Source organism: Serinicoccus sp. CUA-874, assembly GCF_001942225.1.
Taxonomy (GTDB): Bacteria; Actinomycetota; Actinomycetes; order Actinomycetales; family Dermatophilaceae; genus Ornithinicoccus; species Ornithinicoccus marinus.
On record NZ_MKJZ01000011.1, the window covers coordinates 284,624 to 303,710 of the forward strand.

Sequence of the window (19,087 nt, forward strand, 5' to 3'; positions counted from 1 at the left end):
TCAGGACGCGGTCGGCAGCGGCGTGGCCAGCGCGGCGTCGAGGGCGATCGTGATCATGTCGCCGAAGGTCTGCTCGCGCTCCTGGGCGCTCGTCTCCTCGCCGGTGACGATGTGGTCGGACACGGTGCAGACCGCGAGCGCCTGCCGGCCGTGCTGCGCGGCGAGGGTGTAGATCTCGGCGGCCTCCATCTCGACCGCGACGACGCCGTACTCCACGACCTTCTGGGTCAGCTCGGGGCGCGAGTGGTAGAAGCTGTCGGAGGAGAAGACCGTCCCGACCAGGTGCGGCGCGTCCGCCGCCTCGGCAGCCTCGACCGCCGCGCGCAGCAGCCCGAAGTCGGCCGTCGCGGGGTAGTGGTAGCCGCCGAAGCGGATGGTGTTCATCGAGCTGTCGGTCGCCGCGGCCTGCGCGAGCACGACGTCGCGGACCTTCAGCCGCTCGGTGAGCGCCCCGCAGGAGCCGACGCGGATGAGCTGCTGCACGGCATACTCGCTGATCAGCTCGTTGACGTAGATCGAGGCCGACGGCTGCCCCATGCCGGTGCCCTGCACCGAGACCTGCTCGCCGCGGTAGGTGCCGGTGAAGCCGAGCATGCCGCGCACCTCGGTGTAGCAGACGGGGTCGTCCAGGAAGTTCTCGGCGATCCAGCGGGCGCGCAGCGGGTCGCCGGGCAGGAGGACACGGGGGGCGATCTGGCCGGGCTCGGCGGCGATGTGGGTGCTCACCGCCCCAGGGTATGCGCTCGCGCGGGCCCCTCTCACCGTCCCCTCATCCGGCTCTCACCCTGCTCTCCTGCGCGGCTGATGGGCTGCGCGGGCGAGAACGAGCCCGAACCGCAGCGCGGTCCGGGCCACGACCGGGGCAACAACGCGCCGCCCCACAGAGTCGCTCACCGGGCACCGCTGGACGTCCACCTACATCGGCGGCCCTCGCCAGTCCGCGGGGCCGGCGGCCGGGTGCTAGCCGCGCTCAGCGAGCACTGGTCCTCGCACGACGTGGGCGAAAGTCCAGATCAGCCTGTGGTTCCCTTCCGCTGCCGTAGGGTTCGGACCCTGATGAGTGAACCAAGAGCCGCACCGAAGGTACACCAGGTGGCGAAATTCCACGCCATGGCTATAACTAGTTCGGGGAAGATGGGTCGCATTGGAATGTCAGATGGGGGAATGACGCTGCCTTGCGTAGCTATGACACCCCACACAATGACCAAACCCAATCCAGCCACTAAAGACCACAGGAAAGGTCCCGCTAGCCGCGTACTTGACAAACCGACGATGCCGCACAACAAGGCACCTAGAGACAAACCGCCAGCCAGAGCAACCAAAGATGGGCGGCCATCCACGTTCGCCCATTTGTATAGGTGCTCAGCCGCCCCTACGGCGATGATGACACTTAGGCCAACGAAGACCTGCATTCCTGCACCCAGGCCGCGACCGGTTATCTGCTCTTGAGTGTCAGATCGAACGGTGGCGCTCATCCGCACAACCTAACTCGATCGCTACTTCCATATTGGTACAGCCCGCTGAGCGCGTAGTATTCACGTAAATCCCAACATGTGTAGGAGACGTCAGGCCACTTCGTTCCGCCGGGATAGACGTCACCCGAGTCGTCATCTCTTGTGGTGTGGTAGGAACAACCGCCCCACCTACACTCCTTTAAAGACTTAGATATGTCATTACGGTTACACGCAGGAGATAAGGTCTTGTAACCACTAGCGGCAACATACTTCGTGTCAGGAGCGGAACTACCGCGCACCATTTGAGGATCTCCCGCCCACTCGGTGACACGACACCCAGACGAAGTGTTCGCTGTGGTCGTGCTGACATCGTCTGTCCCCGTCAGCAGAGAAGTAGTCTTAATGTCGGTAAAGGTAACATACTCACCGTATCTCTTCATGATGGACCTTCTCCGTCACTTCTTCGGTCGAGATTACCGTTTCGATGTTCTCCGTAGTATTGCCCTCCGCGGCCGACACCGCTGGCCCTGCGAGGCCTGACACTGCAAATAGCGGCAGCGCGATCACAACGCCCAATCGCCTGCTCATGGCATCCCCTTGCATTTCGGTAAATAGCGTAGGCAGGTCACGCTAACATCAGCGTGAGCACCTCGCCAGTGCTCGCGTTACACCCCCTGAAAGAGCGCTCACCACGCCCGGTGTCAATCACACCTTGGCTTGCGTCGACTTCGCCCGCTTAGATGAGTTGCGACTAGCTCGTGTCATGAGCCATCGGCTCGCCGTACTGTCCCTGATAACCTCGGACTCCGATATGAGCAGCAGGCGCGGCGGATGGTGGACCGGCTCGTCACTGTGCTCGGCGAGGCCTGAGCAGGGTCGCCTCGATCCGGTCGGCCGCCGCCTGCGGGCCGCGCTCGGCCCGGACGCGTGCCCCGATCAGCGCCGCCTGGCGTCGTGTCCCGCTGTCGCCGACCGCACGGAAGGCACCGCGCAGGGTGTCGACGGAGGTGCGCCCCACCGGCACCGGAGCCGCGGCCACGCCGATCTCGTGCGCCCGCCGGGCGAAGAACGGCTGGTCCAGCGCGAAGGGCACGACGACCTGCGGTACGCCCGAGCGCGTCGCCTCTGCGGTGGTGCCGGCGCCGCCGTGGTGGGCGATCGCGGACATCCGGGGGAAGAGCAGGTCGTGCGGCGCACCGTCGACGAAGGTGACGCGCTCGTCATACCTCTCCTCGAGCCCGGTGCCGCGCAGCGCGACCACGCGGTGCCCGGCGGCGAGCGCGCCCTCGATCGTGTGCCGCAGAGCCTCCTGCGTCTGGCGCAGGCTCTGGCTGCCGAAGCCGGCGTAGACCGGCGGCGGACCCGCTGCGAGGAAGCGCTCGAGGTCGGCGTCGAGGGTCGTGCCCGGGGGCGAGTCGCGGAAGGGATAGCCGGTCAGCACGATGCGGCGGCCGCTGACCCGGCGCGGCGCGATGAGCTGCGGTGAGTGCGCGATGAAGGCGGGGACGGTGAGGGTATGCCGTGCCGCCCGCACCCCCGAGCCGCGCGGGATGCCGTGGCCGGCGAGCGCATCGGCGACGGGGGAGCCCATCGCCATGCCGGGGCCGAGCGCGCGCAGGCCGTCGAGGAGGTTGCGCGGGGAGCGGCCCGCGCGGGTGGCGAACATGCTGGCGTCGCCCCAGACCGACGGCAGGGCGGGGACGAAGAGCATGAGCACCTGCGGGCGCGGGTCATGCGCGGAGAGCTGCCCGGCCCAGGGGAACGTCAGGGCGGTGGAGACGATGGCGTCGTAGCGCGGCCAGAGGTCGACGAGGGCGCGAGCGAGCTCGGGTGCCATCGCCTCGGCCTGGTGGCGCAGCGCGCCGACCTGGCGCCCGATGCTCGCGCCGGCCATGCGCTCGGCGACGGTGCCCTCGCGGTAGATCCGCATGGCGTCGACGCGGATCTCCTCGACGGCCAGCCCGTCGTCGCGGAGGGTGGGGGCGAAGTCGCTCGACGCCGTGACCCCGACGTCGTGCCCGCGCGCCTGCAGCTCCCGGGCCACCGCGAGGACGGGCTGGTAGTCGCCCCGGCTGCCCCCGGCCAGGATCGCAATGGGCATACCTCCATGGTGCCTCGGGTGCGGTGAGCGTCACCGGGCGGCTCCGTGGACACGCAACGCGCCCAGAACTGATCTGTGCTCTGACTCGCGCCGACGGCGCTCGAAGGTCGATGACTTGGCACATCGGCAATGCAGATCGAGCACGTTCGTATTCGTTTGTCATACGATTCATGGGTGTGCGAGCCGCTCGATCTCGAAGCGCTGGATGAGGACGCGCCCTTCGAGGTCGACCAGCAGGCCGCTCACCTGTTCAAGCATCCGCATCTGGGATTGGACGACGTGATCGACGTGTGGGACGCCGATCCGCTGTTCTATCCGGCCAAGCCGCCGGCCCATTGGCTGATGATCGCCGAGGTCGACGGGCGAGTGCTCGTCGTGCCATTGGCGCCCTCCCGATCGGGCGATGCGCGCGCGTGTCGACCGATCGGCTGCTACGAGGCGACTTCGGGCCTCGCCGCGACCTACCGAAGGGACCGAGATGAACACTGACCAGAACGACAGGATGAGTCCCGAGCAGGAGCATGCGTTCTACGCCGAGCCGGAGAATCAAGAGCCCCAGGGCCCGCCACAGCGCCGCAAGCGCCCTCTGAGTGCGCCGGTGCCCGTGCGCTTCCCCGCTGACCTGCTCGAGGAGGTGAAGCGCGCGGCCGAATCCGACGACCGTTCGGTCTCAGCCTGGATCCGCCGTGCCGTCGAGCACGAGCTTTCTCGACCAGCCTGAGGCGCCGACGGCGGTCACACTGGTGGGTATGACAAAGGGCAAGGCCGGGGAGCTTGCGCCGCACGCGCCGGCGCTCACCGGTCGCGCCGCGCTCGCCCAGCGCTGGAGCCGCGCGGTCTTCGTGCACTGGCGGGTGGACCCCGAGCGCGTCCGCCCGCTCATGCCCGAGGGCGTCGAGCCGGACGTCCTCGACGGGTCGGCGTGGGTCGCCCTGGTGCCCTTCACGCCAACGGAGTTCCGCTTCCTGCCGTTCGCGCCCATTCCCCTACCTCGGCACCTTCCACGAGATCAACGTCCGCACCTACGGCACCGACGCCCAGGGCCGCCGCGGCGTCGTCTTTCAGACCCTGGAGGCCGAGCACGCGCTCCCCGTCCTGGCCGCGCACGTCCTCTTCGGGCTGCCCTACCGCTGGTCCCAGATCGGTATGCACGAGGACCCGACCGCGCGGGTGCGCGAGTTCCGCTCGCGTCGCCGCGGCGTGGGGCGCCGGTCGAGCGCACGTCGTACCAGTACCCGCATCCGCGTCGCGATCGGTGAGGAGTTGGTCGACACCGCGCTGTCCCGCTTCCTCACGGCCCGGTGGGGCTTCCACGAGCGCCGCCTCGGCCGCACGATCTGGACCGCCAACGAGCACCCGCCGTGGCCGCTGGCGCAGGCCGAGCTGCTCGACCTCGACGACGACCTGCTCGCCGGCGCCGGCTTCCCCGACCTCGCCGCACGGCCACCCGACTCGGTCCTCGCGATGCCCTTCGACCACCCTGGCTTCATCACCCGCTTCGGGGGCGCCCGCCGGATCTGAGGCACCGAGGCATACCCGTCGGAGCCCGCCTCAGAAGCCCCGCCCGGGCGTCAGGATGCCCTGCGGGTCCAGGGCGTCCTTGATCGCGGCCTGCACCTGTCGGGCGGTGTCGTCGAGCTGCCACGACAGCTCGTGCAGCTTGAGCGAGCCGATCCCGTGCTCGCCGGTGACGGTGCCGCCGAGCGACAGCGCGAGCCGGGTGATGTCGTGGATGACGGCTTCGGCGGCGGCGTGGTCCTCGGGGGTGTCGTCGGCCTGCACGCTGGGGTGGAGGTTGCCGTCGCCGGCGTGTGCGACCGTCGACACCACGCGCCCGTGGTCGCGGGCGATCTCCTCGATGCCCGCGAAGACCGCGGCCAGCTCGCTCAGCGGGACGCCGACGTCGCAGGAGACCCGGAGCCCGCGCGCGGTCAGCGCCGGGTTGGACAGCCGCCGGGCCTCGATCAGCTCCTCGGACTCGGCGATCTCGCTGTCGGTCGCGCCGTGCCGGCGGCATACCTCGACGATGTCCTCGGCCTGCGCCTGAGCCCCCGGACCCACGGTCTGCCCGACGAGGATCGCGGCGCCGGGCACGGTGAGCCCGCTGGGCTGGTAGGACTCGATGATCTCCACGCTGGGGGCGTCGATCAGCTCGAGCACCTCGGGCGGGGTCGCCAGCGCGGCGATCGCGGTGACGGCGCGGCCCGCGTCGGTCATCCGGTCGAAGGAAACCCGGAAGGTGCAGGGGTCGCCCTCCGGCATCGGCTTGAGCCGCACGGTGGCGGCGGTGATGACCCCGAGAGTGCCCTCGGAGCCGGTGAAGAGACTGGTCAGGTCGAGCCCGGCGACGTTCTTGCGGGTGCGCGCGCCGGTCTGCAGCACGCGCCCGTCGGCGAGCACCACCTCCAGCGCGGCGACCGAGTCGGCGGTCACCCCGTGCGCGACGCACCGCAGCCCGCCGGCGTTGGTGGCGATGTTGCCGCCGATGGTGCAGGTGCGGACGCTGGCGGGGTCGGGCGGGAAGAACAGGCCGTGCTCCTTCGCGGCGGTGTCCAGGTCGGAGGTGACCACGCCCGCCTCGACGTCGGCGAGCCGGTTGACCTCGTCGATGCGGCGGATCCGGTTCATCCGCGCCAGCGACAGCACCAGCCCGCCGGCATAGGCGACGGCACCACCGGACAGGCCCGTGCCGGCGCCGCGCACCGACACCCGGACCCCGTTCGCGTCTGCCCAGGCCAGGGTCGCCGAGACGTCCGCGGTGCTCTCGGCGTGGACGACGGCCACGGGCATACCCTCGGGCTGCGCCCGCGAGCTGTCGCCGGCGTAGCGCTCCAGCTCCTCCGGGTCGCGGCTGAGCCGGTCGCCGAGCACCTCGGCCAGGTCGGAGGCGACGGTCATCGGTGTTCTCCTCGTCGACGGTCGTTGTCCCTCCGATCATCGCCGATCCGCCACGCAGGAGGCGGACCGAGGGTCCACCGACGCGGTCGTCCGCCTAGGCTGACGACCGATCACCGACGTCCAGGTCATCTGTGGAGGAAGCGTATGTGCCGAGTGCTCGCGTTCATCGGGCCGGAGACCCCGCTGGAGAACCTGCTGCTCACCCCGGAGAACAGCCTGGTCAACCAGGCCCTCGACCCGGAGAGCCACCCGGAGCTGCAGCTGGCCGGCTGGGGGTTCGGCGCGTGGGGCGAGCACCTGGCACACCCGGAGAAGCCCTTCATCTACCGCCGGCCGATGGCCGCGTTCTACGACGACAACCTGGAGCGCATCGTCCCGAGCCTGCGTGCCAGCACGATGCTGGCCCACGTGCGCGCCGCCGCCTACGACGCGAAGGTCGTGCTGGCCGACGAGAACTGTCACCCGTTCTCCTTCGAGGGGACACGTTGGATCGTCGCGCAGAACGGCTACCTGCCGGGCTGGCAGATCCTGCAGCGTGAGCTGCTGCAGCACTGCAAGGACGAATACCTCAAGCAGATGGCGGGCTCGACGGACACCGAGTTCATCTACGTGCTGCTGCTCTCGCTGCTCGAGGGCGACAGCGACGAGCAGGTGCAGCGCGCGGTCGAGGAGATGATCCGTCTCATCGCCGCCGCGATGGAGAAGCTCGAGCTGCCGGGCCTGACCAAGCTCAAGCTGGCGCTGGTGTCCCAGGACCGCATCATCGGCGTCAACGCCGGCCTCGGGCTGCAGGGGGAGACCGACCCGACCGGCGACTGGCGGGAGCTGCGCAAGTCGGAGCCGGGCACCGACGACCACAGCCTCTCGATGCTGCTGGAGCCGCTCTACTTCCTCATGGGGCGCAAGTTCGAGGAGGACACGAGCACGTATGCCTTCGAGCAGTGCGCCGAGGACGAGGCGACCGGTGTGATCTTCGCCTCCGAGGCGCTCACCGAGGACACCGACGGCTGGTCGCAGCTCGACTTTGGCCACATCGTCTTCCTGCGCAACGAGGGCGGGCGGGTGACCAAGAAGGTCGAGGCGCTCTCGGTATAGCGGGGTCCGGCCCGCAGCCCGGCCGGCGGCGGGTCCTCGGTGACCGCCGCCGTAGACTCCGGCGGATGAGCGACCCCAGGCCCTACCCCACGATGGAGGACACCATCGGCGGCACCCCGCTGGTGCGGCTGCAGCGCCTTCCGGGGCCGGACAACGAACGCCGCGGCAACGTGCTGCTCGCCAAGCTCGAGGGCAACAACCCGGCCGGCTCGGTGAAGGACCGGCCGGCGATCAGCATGATCCGGGGCGCCGAGGCGCGGGGGGAGATCTCGCCCGGCGACACCCTGCTGGAGGCGACGTCCGGCAACACTGGGATCGGCCTGGCGATGGCGGCCGCGATCAGCGGCTACCCGTTGGTCATCGTCATGCCCGAGGACGCCTCGACCGAGCGGATCCAGACGATGAAGGCATACGGGGCCGAGCTCGTGCTCACCCCGGCGGACGGCGGCATGGAAGAGGCCCGCGACGTCGTGACGCGCATGGAGCAGGAGGGGAGGGGCCGGGTCCTGGACCAGTTCGGCAACCCGGACAACCCTCGCGCCCACGAGGACGGCACCGGCCCGGAGCTGTGGCGCCAGACCGACGGACGGATCACGCACTTCGTGTCCGCGATGGGCACCACCGGCACGATCACCGGGGTCTCGCGCTTCCTCAAGTCGCGCGACCCCGGGGTCCAGATCGTCGGAGCGCAGCCCGCGGAGGGCTCGCGGATCCCCGGGATCCGCGCCTGGCCGCCGGAGTACGTGCCGAGGATCTTCGACCCCTCGGCGGTGGACCGGACCGTGGAGGTCGCTCAGCCCGACGCCGAGGAGACGGCCCGGCGGATGGCCCGCGAGGAGGGCATCTTCGGCGGCATCTCCGCAGGTGGTGCGTGCTGGGCCGCCCTGCAGGTGGCCGAGGAGGTCGAGGGGGCGACGATCGTCTTCGTGGTCTGCGACCGCGGCGACCGCTACCTCTCCAGCGGGGTCTTTCCCGCCTGAGCGAGCGCATCCACGAACCGGCCGAGGGAGGTGGGGTCGGCCGAGGCGTGCGCGGGCACGAGCTGTCCGACCGACATACCGATGAGTCCCGGCTCACGCGACAGCGCGGCCAGGGCCTGACCCAGCTGGCTCACGGTCGGGCCCGAGTTGCGCCCGTTGACGTTCTCGGCCAGCGGGGCGTCGAGGAAGTCCAGCACGTCGACATCGACGTGGACCACGAACGGCCCGTCAGGCAGAGCGCCTCGCGAGGCGAGCCCAGCGGCCGCAGGATCTGCGACCAGCTCTGCCTGGGTGGTCACAGCGATCCCCAGGTGGTCGACCTGGTCGCGTTCCCACCCGGTGGCCTCGACGGTGGGCTCGACCCCGAGGCTCAGGTGACCCGGGGCCAGGAGTGGGGACCGGTCGGTCAGCCGGACCAGGGACTCCTCGGCGCCGGGTAGGCCGAGCGCATGCGCCATACCCATCCAGCTGAGCGACCCCTCGGCGGTCGAGTCGGGCGTGTTGAGGTCCAGGTGACGGTCCACGTAGACGAGGTGCGGCTCGATACCGGCATCGGCCACGGCGGCGCACAGCCCGAGCGCAACCGTGCAGCTCCCGCCGAGCACGAGCAGGCGAGAGTCAGTCGCGACGAACGGCGCGGCTGTGTCGGCCAGCGCGCGGAGGGCCTCGACTTCCTCGTCGAGGTTCTGGGCCCGCGGGCGCTCCTGGTCCGGCTTCCACAGGTGGACCGGGAGGTCACCCAGGTCGTCGACCTGGTGCCCTGCGGACTCCAGCGCGGCCACCAGGCCGGCCTCGCGCAGAGCGGCCGGCGCGTCCTCGACGCCGACACAGTACGCAGCGGCGCTGCTGGGGTAGCCGAGGATGTTGATCGACACCATTCCTCCAAGGATGCCCGATCGGTGCACTCATGGCGAGGCGCCTGCGGGTGCAAGGCTGCAAAGAACGTTCGTGGTCTGCGACCGCGGCGACCGCTACCTCTCCAGCGGGGCCTTCCCCGCCTGAGACTTGGGCCGAGCCGTCGGCTGCCTTGCTCGTGCTCGCCTGGGTGGTGCCAGGGGACGCCCGATGGCCGCTCTTCGTCGCCGTGACGTGGGCCTTCCACAGGAGTAGCACAAGCGCTACTCTGGGCTCATGGAGACGGTAGGACTTCGTGAGCTGAGGCAGGACGCCTCCGGTCTGCTGCGACGTGTGGAGCGTGGCGAGGAGATCGAGATCACCGTCTCTGGTCGACCCAGCGCCCGACTCGTGCCCGCTCGACAGACCCGGTGGCACCGATGGGACGACGTCGCTGACTTGTTCGCTGGCCCTTCTGATGCCGAGTGGACAGCTGACCGGGAGTTGCTCGAGGACGCTGTGCGCGACCCGTGGGCAGGGCAGTGACGGCGCAGACGTCCGATGCCCGGGGCGTGCTCGACACAAGCGTCGTGATCGGCGAGGTGCTCAAGCCCATACCTGGCGTCCTGGCCATCAGCGCGGTCACCTTGGCGGAGTTGCACTTCGGCGTCCTCGTGGCCAAGTCAGCCGAGGTCCGCGCCGAACGCCTGCGGCGACTGAGCATCCTCCAACACCGGTTCGATCCGCTCCCTGTGGATGAGGCGGTGGCGGCCAGCTACGGTCGCCTCGCGGCTGCGGTCGTGGAAGCAGGCCGTCAGCCCCGACGACGCACCATGGACCTGTTGATCGCCGCCACCGCTCACGCACATGACGCGACGCTCTACACGCGCAACCCGGACGATTTCGGCGGGCTGGAGGACCTGGTCGACGTGCGCGCCGTCTGACGATCTGTGGCACACGGGCGCATCGACAGTGATCCCGTCATTCAGACCGACCGTCCTTGGGCAACTAAACACCCGGCCAAGTGGCAGTAGCGGTCTGCCCAATGAGGAGAACCGGGGGGTGGTGTAATCGCGTCATGCGCATCTTCTTCACCGGTGGAAGCGGCAAGGCCGGCAAGCACGTCGCGACCTACCTGGCCGAGCAGGGCCATCAGGTCACCAACGCCGACCTCGTCCCCTTGGAGCATCCGGACGTGGCCGACCTGAGGGTCGACCTCACGGACGCCGGCGAGACCTACTCGGCGTTGGCCGGGCTGGCGAGGATGGAGGAGCTGAAACTCGCGGAGAAGCCTGCCTACGACGCCGTGGTGCACTTCGCGGCGCTGCCGGCGATCCTCATCGCCTCCGACGCGCGCACCTACGCGACGAACGTGCTGAGCACATACAACGTGCTGGAGGCCGCGACGCGGCTGGGTGTCCGCAAGATCGTGTTCGCCTCCTCGGAGACGACCTACGGGATCTGCTTCGCTCAGGGCGAGCGGCGACCGCAGTACGTGCCCGTCGACGAGGACCACCCGACGGTGCCGGAGGACTCCTACGCCATGTCCAAGGTGGCCAACGAGGTGACGGCGCGCTCCTTCCAGGCCCGCAGCGGCGCCGACGTGTACGGCCTGCGGATCAACAACGTCATCGAGCCGGACGAGTATGCCGAGTTGTTCCCGGACTTCCTGGCCGATCCGTCGCTGAGGCGCCGCAACGTCTTCGCCTACATCGACACCCGCGACCTCAGCCAGATGGTGCAGCGGTGTCTGGAGGTCGATGGGCTCGGCTACGAGGTCTTCAACGTCGCCAACGCGGATATGTCCGTCGCTCTGACCACCCAGGAGGTCCGGGACCGCTTCTATGACGGGGTCGAACTGAAGCGTGAGATGGGCCCGGACGAGACCTTCTACTCCATCGGCAAGGCCCGTGAGCTCCTCGGATACGCACCGCAGCACTCGTGGCGCGACGTCCTGCCCGATCCGCAACCAGAGGCCTGACTCAGGCGCACCGGCCGCGGGGCAGGCCTGTCGACGGGCCCGCGCTCCTTGTCTTATCGTTCTTCGATACATCGAATCTCGATAAGGGAGGCGTGGGCAGTGGGTCACACGACGACGAAGGTACGACCCTCACGGGCGGGCTTGACCACACGGGTTCTGGACGTGCTCATCTGGGGCGCCGTGGTGCTCTGCCTCGTGCGCCTGTTCGCGATCCTGACCGGAGTCGTGCCGATGTGGTGGTGGGACGACGCGTGGGTGGATGCGACGGCGCTGCCTCAGGTGCTCCAGCTGGAGTACACGGCCGCCGAGGGTGAGCCAGCGACGGGGGACATCCGCCTGCTCCCGGTGTGGTTGCGGGCGCTCGGTTCGGTGTCGATCGTCCTCTTCACCGTCATGTTCGTCATGGTGCTGCGCGCAGCCCGTCTGGTGGCGCAGCGCGCGATGGAGGGTGCTCCCTTTGCCCCTGACATCGCTCGCCGGCTCCGCACGATCGCTGTCGTCGTTCTCGCGCTGGCCGTTCTGCGCGTCCTCGTCGACGTTGCGACCATCTCCGGCGTCGTGAGCTGGGAGCCCCCGGACGAGCGGTGGCACATGCTCGCCGTAGGGACCGATCTCCCCTCTGTCTCGCTCAGCCTGGTCATCGCGGCCGTCGTCGCTGGAGCGTTGGCCTCTGCGTTCGACCGAGGGGCACGCCTGGAGAAGGAGATGGATGGGCTCGTCTGAGGAGCATCGCATCGTGTCCCGGCTCGGCGAAGTCCTCGTCGATCGGGGTATGACGTTGACCCAGCTCTCGCAGGCGACGGGTATCACGTTGGCCAACCTCTCCATCCTCAAGAACGGCAGAGCCAAGGCGGTGCGGTTCAGCAGCCTCACCCTCATCTGTGACGCGCTGGACTGCTCACCCGCGGACCTTCTGGATATCACTTCCAAACAGTGAGCACGCTCCGCGGTGCACGTGGCGCGTCACGCCACGCAGAACTCGTTGCCCACTGCGTCGCGCATCATGACGGCATACCGTTGCAGAGTCTCGGTGTCGACGCGGTTCACATGAGCGACTGTGGCGCCGAGACTGACCAGCTCGGCCACCTTGGCATCGACTGTCGCGACGATCTCATCCATCGAGGCGGTGTGATCGGCCACGTAGATGTCGAAGTGGAACCGGGTCTTGACGGTCTTCTTCTCCGGCACGGGCTGGAACCAGATCTTCGGTCCCTCGCCATGAGGGTCGATGATCCTGTCGATGTAGTCGTCGGGGTTGCCGCTGAGGTTCTCCTCGGGCACCGCAGACTGGTAGTAGGCGAGCCAGGAGTCGAAGCCGCTCGGCGGTGGCTCGGGCACGTAGCCCAGCGGCGGGGCCCAGAACCGCGCCATCCGGGCAGGGTCGTTCGAGTCGATCGTGCGCTGCCAGGTCACCATCTGCCGAGACTAGACCCGGCCACCGACGGCGCAGAGGTGATGAGCGAGCCGCCTGGCGGATGCGGGCGCATCGATGACCACTAGATAGGTGCCGCGATAGCGACCCCTCCGGTGAGGAGCAATGCCACCCCGGTGAGTGCGCATACCCTCCCCGCACCGGCAGCGTCCATGTCGTCTCCGTCTGCCGTGGCGCGGTCGGTGCCGTAGATGGCGGCGAGGCCGAGCGCGAGAACGATGGGTAGCAGTATGTAGAGGAGGCTCTGGTACAGCCATGCGTAAGGCACGAAGTGCACTGCTCCTGCGAGGGAGAAGAGGAGCGGAACCAGGGTGTAGCGGCCTCGCACCGTCAGCACGATCAAGAGCGGCAGGACGAGGAGTTGAGAAACAGAGATCAGGATCCCTAGCTGGCTGATGAGCTCGCCGCCTGGTCTGGCCTCGAACATCCCTAGCCACGCCGACATGCCGAGTGCCACGGGTAGGGCGACCATCCCTTGGAACAAGGTGGCCGTCACTGCCCACTTGGGCTCGGTGGCGCGCCACATGACGGCGAAGACCAGCCAGGTCGTGCCGTACGCGAGGAGGAAGACCGCCCCCTGGTAGTTGCTTCGTGCGAGCTCAACCAGGGCGTCCTCGAGGCCAGACATAGACATGAGTATTGCCGAGCGGACGACGCAGACGTCCTGAGCGCGGCTACGTGTTTCATTGACGTCAGGATCGGGCCCGGCCAGGCTCGGTCTCAGGTGACCGGGGTGGCCGCTCTCAGTGCGGCTGCCCACGCCGTCGGCGTGAGGCTCACATTTGGCCTGCGTCGCCCCGGTCACCGCCAGGGCCGGGAGAGGCTCGAGAGGGGTTTGCCCAGCCGTACGTAGCGGTGCCCTCCCAGCTCGACATCACCGTTGTCCGAGCAAGGGAGCACAACATGGACGAGCAAGGTACCCGGGTCGTGATCGGGATGGACCCGCACAAGCGCACCGTCACGATCGAGGTCATGACCAGCCACGAGCAGGTCGTCGGTGGCGGCCGGTTCACCACCGACGCTGACGGGTACGCCCAGCTGCTGGGCTACGCGCGGCAGTGGCCGCAGCGTCTCTGGGCGGTCGAGGGCTGCGCCGGGATCGGCAAGCACGTGGCCTCCCGGCTCGTCGCCGACGGCGAGGACGTGGTCGACGTGCCGGCGAAGATGTCCGCGCGAGTGCGGGTCTTCGCCACCGGCCAGGGCCGCAAGACCGACGCCACCGACGCCCACTCCATCGCCCTGGTCGGAGTCCGCATGTCCGGGCTGCGCCCAGTCGTCGACGACGAGCAGTTGGAGGTGCTGCGCATGTGCGTGGACCGGCGCGCCTCCCTGGGGGCCGAGCACACCCGCAAGGTGTGCCAGCTGCACAAGCTTCTCCTCGAGCTCATCCCCGGCGGGGCCAAGCGGTCCCTGTCCGCGGCCCAGGCCAAGGAGCTGCTCAAGAAGGTCCGCCCGACCACACCGGCGGGCAAGGTGCGCAAGGCCCACGCGGCCGAGCTGGTCGAGGACCTGACCAAGATCTACGCGCGCACCAAGGCCGCGGACAAGGAGCTGAAGTCCCTGGTCAAAGCCACCGGGACCGGCCTGATCGACCTGCACGGCATCGGACCCTCCGGCGCCGCGCGGCTGCTGGTCGAGGTCGTCGACATCACCCGCTTCCCCGACCGCAACCACTTCGCGTCCTGGACCGGCACCGCCCCGGTCGACGCCTCTTCCGGGGACCACACCCACCACCGGCTCTCCCGCAAGGGGAACCGGCAGATCAACCGGGTGCTGCACATCATGGCCGTCGTACAGCTGCGGCACGCGACCGAGGGCCGTGCCTACTACGACCGAAAGGTCGCCGCCGGCAAAACGCCGATGGAAGCGATGCGCTGCCTCAAACGGCGCCTGTCCGACCTGGTCTACAAGGCGATGCTCGACGACCTCGCCCGACGTGCGACGACGGGCCCGGGAGGGCAACTGGGTAACGACTCTGACTCCAGCGCGACCGGCTCACAACCCGATGCCGGCTCTTCGGACAAGCCACTTCCCGGACCCGCCACCACCAAGCCTAGAACCACCCTCCCAGCGGCGTCTTGACACAGAGGGGTGCCAGATGCGGATGTCCGCAGTGGTCTCTCGTCCGCTACCTAGCCAGGCCGAGGAAAGCCATGAGGGCGCGTTCGACCTCCAGGAGACTTTCGGGCGCCAGGCGGCCAATGCGGGTACCGACGTTCTCGCGGCGGACTGTGGTGACCTTGTCGATCATGACCTGGCTGTCGTGCTGCAGGCCGGTGAGATCATCGGCGGCGACGCGTACGCGAAGCAGAGGGGCATCTATCAGCGTCGTCGTCAGGGGCGCCACGGTCACCGAGGCAGTGCCCTCGAAGAGGTCGTCCTGCACGATCAGTGCGGGCCTCGGCTTGGAGGCGTAGACACCCCCGGCGACGGTCCACAGCTCGCCGCGCCTCACTCCTCGTCCCAGGGGGCGGTGACGGCTTCGACGAACCCCTGGTCATCGGACTGCTCGTCCGCCCTGGCGACCAGGGCCGCCTGACGTTCGGCCTCCTGTGCGAAGCGCTCGCTACGCACGTCCGGCACCCAGATCTGCACGGGTCGAAGTCCGCGTGCGCGCATCCTGCGCCGGTACTCGCTGACTCGATGCTTCACCGTCATGCCTACCACGTTACATGTAACGACAGTGCAGCGGAAGGCGGCTACGTCCCTAACAGCGCACCAAGATTTGGGTCCCCACCTCACCCGCCGAGCGACCAGCGGCAGAAGAGTGCGCTGACGATAATCGCGCAGGTGGGCAGTGCCCCGAAACGCTCCGGGGCTACTGTGGCCCGCATGGACGAGCAGCGCCGCCGCATGGTCTCAGTGGTTGCCGTGCTTAATATCGTGTTGGGCGCCTGCCTTGTGGGAGCCGGACTCGTGTCCGGCTCCTCGTTGCGGTGGTTGTGGGTCGCGCTCGGCGTCTTGTTCTTGGCACTGGCGATCGGCAATCTAATGCGGGTCAGGCGGGGTGCGCAGGCGAGTTCCTAGCGAGTCCTCCACGACTAGCGCTGTTCCCGGCCTGGCCGCCAGCACGGAGGGTCTGGGTAGCGGTCAGCTGAACACGGACCCGGAAGGCGAGTCGCCGCTGCATCGTGTTGAACGGATGGGGCTGCCATGCCCAGCCCGTCGCTCCTAGACGCCGAGGCTTGATCAGTCAATCGCTCGATCAACGACAGATGAGTGCCTACGCCGTGGAAGGAGTGCAGGGTGACGGGACGCAGGATAAAATTGCTGGCTCTGCTACTGACATCCATGGTGTCCATCGTTGGGCTGGCGTGGAGTTCCTATCGGCTCTATTTCGCGGTCAGCTGTGTCGTCAGCCTAGGGCTGGCCGTAGCGCTTCTGCGTCAGCATCAGCAATCGCAGCGAAGTCGCGCGGTCGCTGGTTACGATCCTTGTCCACGGTGCGGATCCCTAGCGGTCGAGCGCGCGGCAGATGAGATCCACTACGTCCCCTCGCCGGCTGGGGACATCGTGCGTCACTTCGTGCGGTGCTCGGACTGCGGAAACGAGTTCGAGAGCAGGGTGGGAGGCGGGTTCTGATTTGGGCCGGCGTTCAGTACGCCCGGACGCCCCACTCGCGGCAAAGTCGGACGAGCGTAGCCGTCCTCCACGCGGCATGTCCGGATGGGAGCGGGACGGGACGGCGTAGCCGCCCTGAACTTTTGAGTCAGGCACCAACCACTTTCTACTGCTCGCTTCGCCTCTCGCCCTCTGGAACCGCCTTCAGGATCTTCTCCCGCCATACCTGGTCAGGACTGCGAGCCCCTGACGAGAGGTCATCAGCGCCCCTCTCGTACAACGTCCAGATGGGCCACTTCGTCAACAGTTCTCGACGCTCCAATTTTACTCTCGAAACAAGAAACGTCACTTCATCTTCGTCGGCGAGCAGGATGGCGCACGACACCTCTATGAGCAGGGCCCAATCCTCGGAGCTCCCCTGTTCGTCCTTTGGGTCCGTTGGGATGTCACCGGCGCCAGCCCGGCGTCTCAGTTCACGAATTTCCCGGCGATGCGCATCGGTTAGTAACCCTAGGCGTGCAAGAATTTGCCACTGGTTGATCATATGTGTCGGTGAATCTACATCCTCGACCATTAACCAATCATTAAGTTCATGTGCGGCCGTCAGGAATTCTACGCGTCGAACTTCGAGCTCGTCCGCAGCTGTAATCAGTCGTAACACTTGGCTCGCCGCCCTTGAGGCGGCCTCAGGATAGTCTGACAAATCTTTGAATGACGCCACGAGGTTGTCGAGATGGAGGTTTAAGACGCGGGGAAGACGGGACGCGTAAATAATCTCGTAAGGTGTGATACGTACGAATTCAGATCCAGCGCCGCCGAGTTGTTGCGAGAACTGGTATTTGGGGTCAGGGCCAAGAAGATCTAGCACCTTACATCTACCTGTCTTACCCCCAGGAACACACAACAACTCGAAGACCCAGTCGCCCACGGGTTGGAGGACGCGGCCCGGTTTTTCGAGATCCTGCTCAACCTCCTTGCCGTGGACCAGAGCCGCGTGCAGCACCTGCAGTTGATCCAGTTGTCGAGAGCTGACTGACTGGAGATCGATTAGGTCTGGATCTGCGCCGAGGCATCGAAATAGTTCGGCGACCTGAGTGAGGAAGCGGAAGTGACCACGCAGTTCGTCGACATCGTATTGTGGAATGGAGGCGAACTCAGCGGTCGTGCCGTCGACCTCGAAACCGTTGAGATCCATGCAAGACAGAAAAAATCCGACGTCTCGGAGTCGCGCACCTAAGTTGTCTTGCACCTGAAGCGAAATTGTTGCGCCACCCTTATCAACCTTGGGGTCTCGCAGCGTGATCTGCAGACCCTCACTTAACATGAGTGCTACTGAATTGTCATCCACTTTCCGTCGGATCGGGTTCTTGTACTCGAATTCACCCGCTCGGACCGCGAAATCCGTGGCGGCGCCCACATATTCTTGGGGAGAGATGAACAAGACACCTGCGGCCGGCAGTTCCATTCCATCACCAGTGCGCACGAATATACTGAAGTCGAGTTCTGTTCGGTTTAGAGTTATAGGTCTACTCAGATCTAGCGGTTGTGGAGCGTGTAGCGTGATGGAATCCATGTTCGCCCAAGCAGATTCTGAGGCGCGAGCAGAGGCGTCCTCTCGACTGGTCATCAATGAGAACCGCAGGAGGCTCTCGAGCTCGTGGGGAGTGGATGGTAAGGGTGTCAGCCGAGCGGAGATCTTCTGGGTTGTGGGCTTCGCCTTACCAAGGAGTGCCTCAATCTTGAAGGGGCTCAAGTTTACGTAATATGGCGCTCGATCCCCCGTGGACTGATCTACATATACGACGAAATATAGGACGCCTCGATCGCGGAGATAGCCATTGAGATCCTTGCGGGGAATTGGGATAGACGGCCGAGCACGGTTCCGCGGAAAAGGAGTCCGTCCCTTAACTTGGACCGAGACTCGCCCCAGAAACTCATCTTTCGACACGCGCGCTGGGTCACGATAGAGGTCGATATGCCCGTCCGTGAACGGTGTCTTGTCGTTTACCGTGATGTAGCAGCGAAGTCTTGGGCATCTAGAGATGAGATCGCTGATTTGATTCACAGCCAACTGCTCGATGTCCACAGAACCATTCTGGTGTACGCTGCCGGGTTCGCACGACAGACACGCGACGACCGCAAGCCAGTGGCTGTAGTTGTAGCTAGCTCGCAGGTAGCACTGGCCGCTCTTGAGCCCTCAGGCTTTCCGTTCCTGTGGCGTGACTTGTGCGCTTCTGCCAGCGCGATCGGCAGTGTGATGAGGCTGCTCGGGCATCCGCAACTCGGCATGACAGTGATGTCACGTCCGCCCACGGACCGCCACGATTCGGCCGCCTTCATCCCCAGCACCCGGCCCCAGCTCGACCACTACGTCTGCTGTCGCCACAGCCACCGGGTCGTGCTCCGCCACCACGACGGTATGCCCTTGGTCGGCCAGCGCGTGCAGCTGCGCCAGGAGCCGGTGCACGTCGGCGGGATGCAGGCCGGTGGTCGGCTCGTCGAAGAGGTAGAGCGTGGCGCTGCGGCGCTGCTTCTGCAGCTCGGTGGCCAGTTTGATCCGCTGCGCCTCGCCGCCGGAGAGCTCGGTCGCCGACTGCCCGAGCTGCAGGTAGCCCAGCCCCAGTGCGTTCAGGGCACCGAGCGCTCGGGCGGCCGCCGGCACCTCCGCCAGCGCGTCCCGCGCCTCGCGCACGCTCATGCGCAGCAGGTCCGCGACGGTGTGCCCCCGCCACCGCACCTCGAGCGTCTCCG

General features: G+C 67.2%; 20 protein-coding genes and 1 pseudogene. 12 read left to right on the plus strand and 9 right to left on the minus strand.

The annotated features are described in order from the left end of the window. Nucleotides 1-726 carry a purine-nucleoside phosphorylase gene (gene deoD, locus BJF80_RS05050; RefSeq protein ID WP_075811802.1) on the minus strand — a complete coding sequence of 242 codons (726 nt, stop codon included), beginning with the start codon at nt 724-726 and terminating at the stop codon, nt 1-3. Between the two features lie 1,575 nt (nt 727-2,301). After that, nucleotides 2,302-3,555, minus strand: a complete 1,254-nt coding sequence (locus BJF80_RS21040; RefSeq protein WP_075811804.1) for a glycosyltransferase — start codon at nt 3,553-3,555, stop codon at nt 2,302-2,304. Nucleotides 3,556-3,729: 174 nt separating this feature from the next. Here BJF80_RS21040 and BJF80_RS05060 point away from each other — a divergent pair, with 174 nt between their 5' ends. From BJF80_RS05060 to BJF80_RS05070, 4 genes and pseudogenes are all read left to right on the plus strand, one after another. Then, nucleotides 3,730-4,044 carry a hypothetical protein gene (locus BJF80_RS05060; RefSeq protein WP_202817139.1) on the plus strand — a complete coding sequence of 105 codons (315 nt, stop codon included), beginning with the start codon at nt 3,730-3,732 and terminating at the stop codon, nt 4,042-4,044. Further along, the gene (locus tag BJF80_RS05065; RefSeq protein ID WP_075811808.1) at nt 4,034-4,276 is read left to right on the plus strand and encodes a YlcI/YnfO family protein; all 243 of its coding nucleotides are present in this window, start codon (nt 4,034-4,036) and stop codon (nt 4,274-4,276) included. The genes BJF80_RS05060 and BJF80_RS05065 overlap by 11 nt, the downstream gene beginning before the upstream one ends. 28 nt (nt 4,277-4,304) lie before the next feature. Next, nucleotides 4,305-4,469: pseudogene (locus BJF80_RS20670) on the plus strand (DUF2071 domain-containing protein); the annotation flags it as partial. A gap of 94 nt (nt 4,470-4,563) precedes the next feature. Beyond that, a complete protein-coding gene (locus BJF80_RS05070) occupies nt 4,564-5,076 on the plus strand; it encodes a DUF2071 domain-containing protein (RefSeq protein WP_269087374.1) in 513 nt (170 codons plus the stop codon). Between the two features lie 30 nt (nt 5,077-5,106). Here BJF80_RS05070 and BJF80_RS05075 read toward each other — a convergent pair whose 3' ends face one another. After that, nucleotides 5,107-6,453, minus strand: coding sequence for an FAD-binding oxidoreductase (locus BJF80_RS05075; RefSeq protein WP_075811810.1), 1,347 nt, complete (start codon nt 6,451-6,453; stop codon nt 5,107-5,109). A 144-nt stretch (nt 6,454-6,597) separates the two neighbouring features. Between BJF80_RS05075 and BJF80_RS05080 the strand changes: the two genes are divergently transcribed. Beyond that, nucleotides 6,598-7,548, plus strand: a complete 951-nt coding sequence (locus BJF80_RS05080) for a class II glutamine amidotransferase (RefSeq protein ID WP_075811812.1) — start codon at nt 6,598-6,600, stop codon at nt 7,546-7,548. Nucleotides 7,549-7,613: 65 nt separating this feature from the next. Continuing rightward, nucleotides 7,614-8,528 (plus strand): cysteine synthase CysM, encoded by a 915-nt coding sequence (cysM, locus tag BJF80_RS05085; RefSeq protein WP_075811814.1) that lies wholly within the window; start codon nt 7,614-7,616, stop codon nt 8,526-8,528. Here cysM and BJF80_RS05090 read toward each other — a convergent pair. After that, a complete protein-coding gene (locus tag BJF80_RS05090; RefSeq protein WP_237767426.1) occupies nt 8,498-9,406 on the minus strand; it encodes an arginase family protein in 909 nt (302 codons plus the stop codon). The genes cysM and BJF80_RS05090 overlap by 31 nt on opposite strands. Before the next feature lie 253 nt (nt 9,407-9,659). Between BJF80_RS05090 and BJF80_RS05095 the strand changes: the two genes are divergently transcribed. From BJF80_RS05095 to BJF80_RS05115, 5 genes are all read left to right on the plus strand, one after another. Beyond that, the gene (locus BJF80_RS05095; RefSeq protein WP_075811816.1) at nt 9,660-9,908 is read left to right on the plus strand and encodes a type II toxin-antitoxin system Phd/YefM family antitoxin; all 249 of its coding nucleotides are present in this window, start codon (nt 9,660-9,662) and stop codon (nt 9,906-9,908) included. Further along, on the plus strand, nt 9,905-10,306 hold the full coding sequence (locus BJF80_RS05100) for a type II toxin-antitoxin system VapC family toxin (protein ID WP_075811857.1): 402 nt from the start codon (nt 9,905-9,907) through the stop codon (nt 10,304-10,306). Before BJF80_RS05095 ends, BJF80_RS05100 begins: the two co-directional genes overlap by 4 nt. A 134-nt stretch (nt 10,307-10,440) precedes the next feature. Next, complete coding sequence (locus BJF80_RS05105) at nt 10,441-11,343, plus strand: NAD-dependent epimerase/dehydratase family protein (RefSeq protein WP_075811859.1); 903 nt, start codon at nt 10,441-10,443, stop codon at nt 11,341-11,343. A gap of 141 nt (nt 11,344-11,484) precedes the next feature. Beyond that, nucleotides 11,485-12,066: a DUF2975 domain-containing protein gene (locus BJF80_RS05110; RefSeq protein WP_143456410.1), complete on the plus strand. Its 582-nt coding sequence runs from the start codon at nt 11,485-11,487 to the stop codon at nt 12,064-12,066. After that, entirely contained in the window at nt 12,053-12,280 is a 228-nt protein-coding gene (locus BJF80_RS05115) for a helix-turn-helix domain-containing protein (RefSeq protein WP_075811863.1), read from the plus strand. The genes BJF80_RS05110 and BJF80_RS05115 overlap by 14 nt, the downstream gene beginning before the upstream one ends. A 26-nt stretch (nt 12,281-12,306) precedes the next feature. On the opposite strand, the gene BJF80_RS05120 is transcribed toward BJF80_RS05115, so the two are convergent. Together BJF80_RS05120 and BJF80_RS05125 are read right to left on the minus strand one after the other, a co-directional pair. Continuing rightward, nucleotides 12,307-12,759 (minus strand): VOC family protein, encoded by a 453-nt coding sequence (locus BJF80_RS05120; protein WP_075811865.1) that lies wholly within the window; start codon nt 12,757-12,759, stop codon nt 12,307-12,309. Nucleotides 12,760-12,839: 80 nt separating this feature from the next. Next, nucleotides 12,840-13,403 carry a DUF7010 family protein gene (locus BJF80_RS05125; RefSeq protein WP_075811867.1) on the minus strand — a complete coding sequence of 188 codons (564 nt, stop codon included), beginning with the start codon at nt 13,401-13,403 and terminating at the stop codon, nt 12,840-12,842. Between the two features lie 275 nt (nt 13,404-13,678). Between BJF80_RS05125 and BJF80_RS05130 the strand changes: the two genes are divergently transcribed. Continuing rightward, on the plus strand, nt 13,679-14,857 hold the full coding sequence (locus tag BJF80_RS05130; protein ID WP_075811869.1) for an IS110 family RNA-guided transposase: 1,179 nt from the start codon (nt 13,679-13,681) through the stop codon (nt 14,855-14,857). A gap of 46 nt (nt 14,858-14,903) precedes the next feature. Here BJF80_RS05130 and BJF80_RS05135 read toward each other — a convergent pair whose 3' ends face one another. The 3 genes from BJF80_RS05135 to BJF80_RS18240 form a co-directional block, all read right to left on the minus strand. Continuing rightward, complete coding sequence (locus tag BJF80_RS05135) at nt 14,904-15,230, minus strand: type II toxin-antitoxin system PemK/MazF family toxin (RefSeq protein ID WP_075811909.1); 327 nt, start codon at nt 15,228-15,230, stop codon at nt 14,904-14,906. Then, the gene (locus BJF80_RS05140; protein WP_075811911.1) at nt 15,227-15,433 is read right to left on the minus strand and encodes an antitoxin MazE-like protein; all 207 of its coding nucleotides are present in this window, start codon (nt 15,431-15,433) and stop codon (nt 15,227-15,229) included. The genes BJF80_RS05135 and BJF80_RS05140 overlap by 4 nt, the downstream gene beginning before the upstream one ends. A gap of 1,069 nt (nt 15,434-16,502) precedes the next feature. Beyond that, nucleotides 16,503-18,422, minus strand: coding sequence for a hypothetical protein (locus BJF80_RS18240; RefSeq protein WP_143553982.1), 1,920 nt, complete (start codon nt 18,420-18,422; stop codon nt 16,503-16,505). Nucleotides 18,423-19,087: the final 665 nt, after the last annotated feature.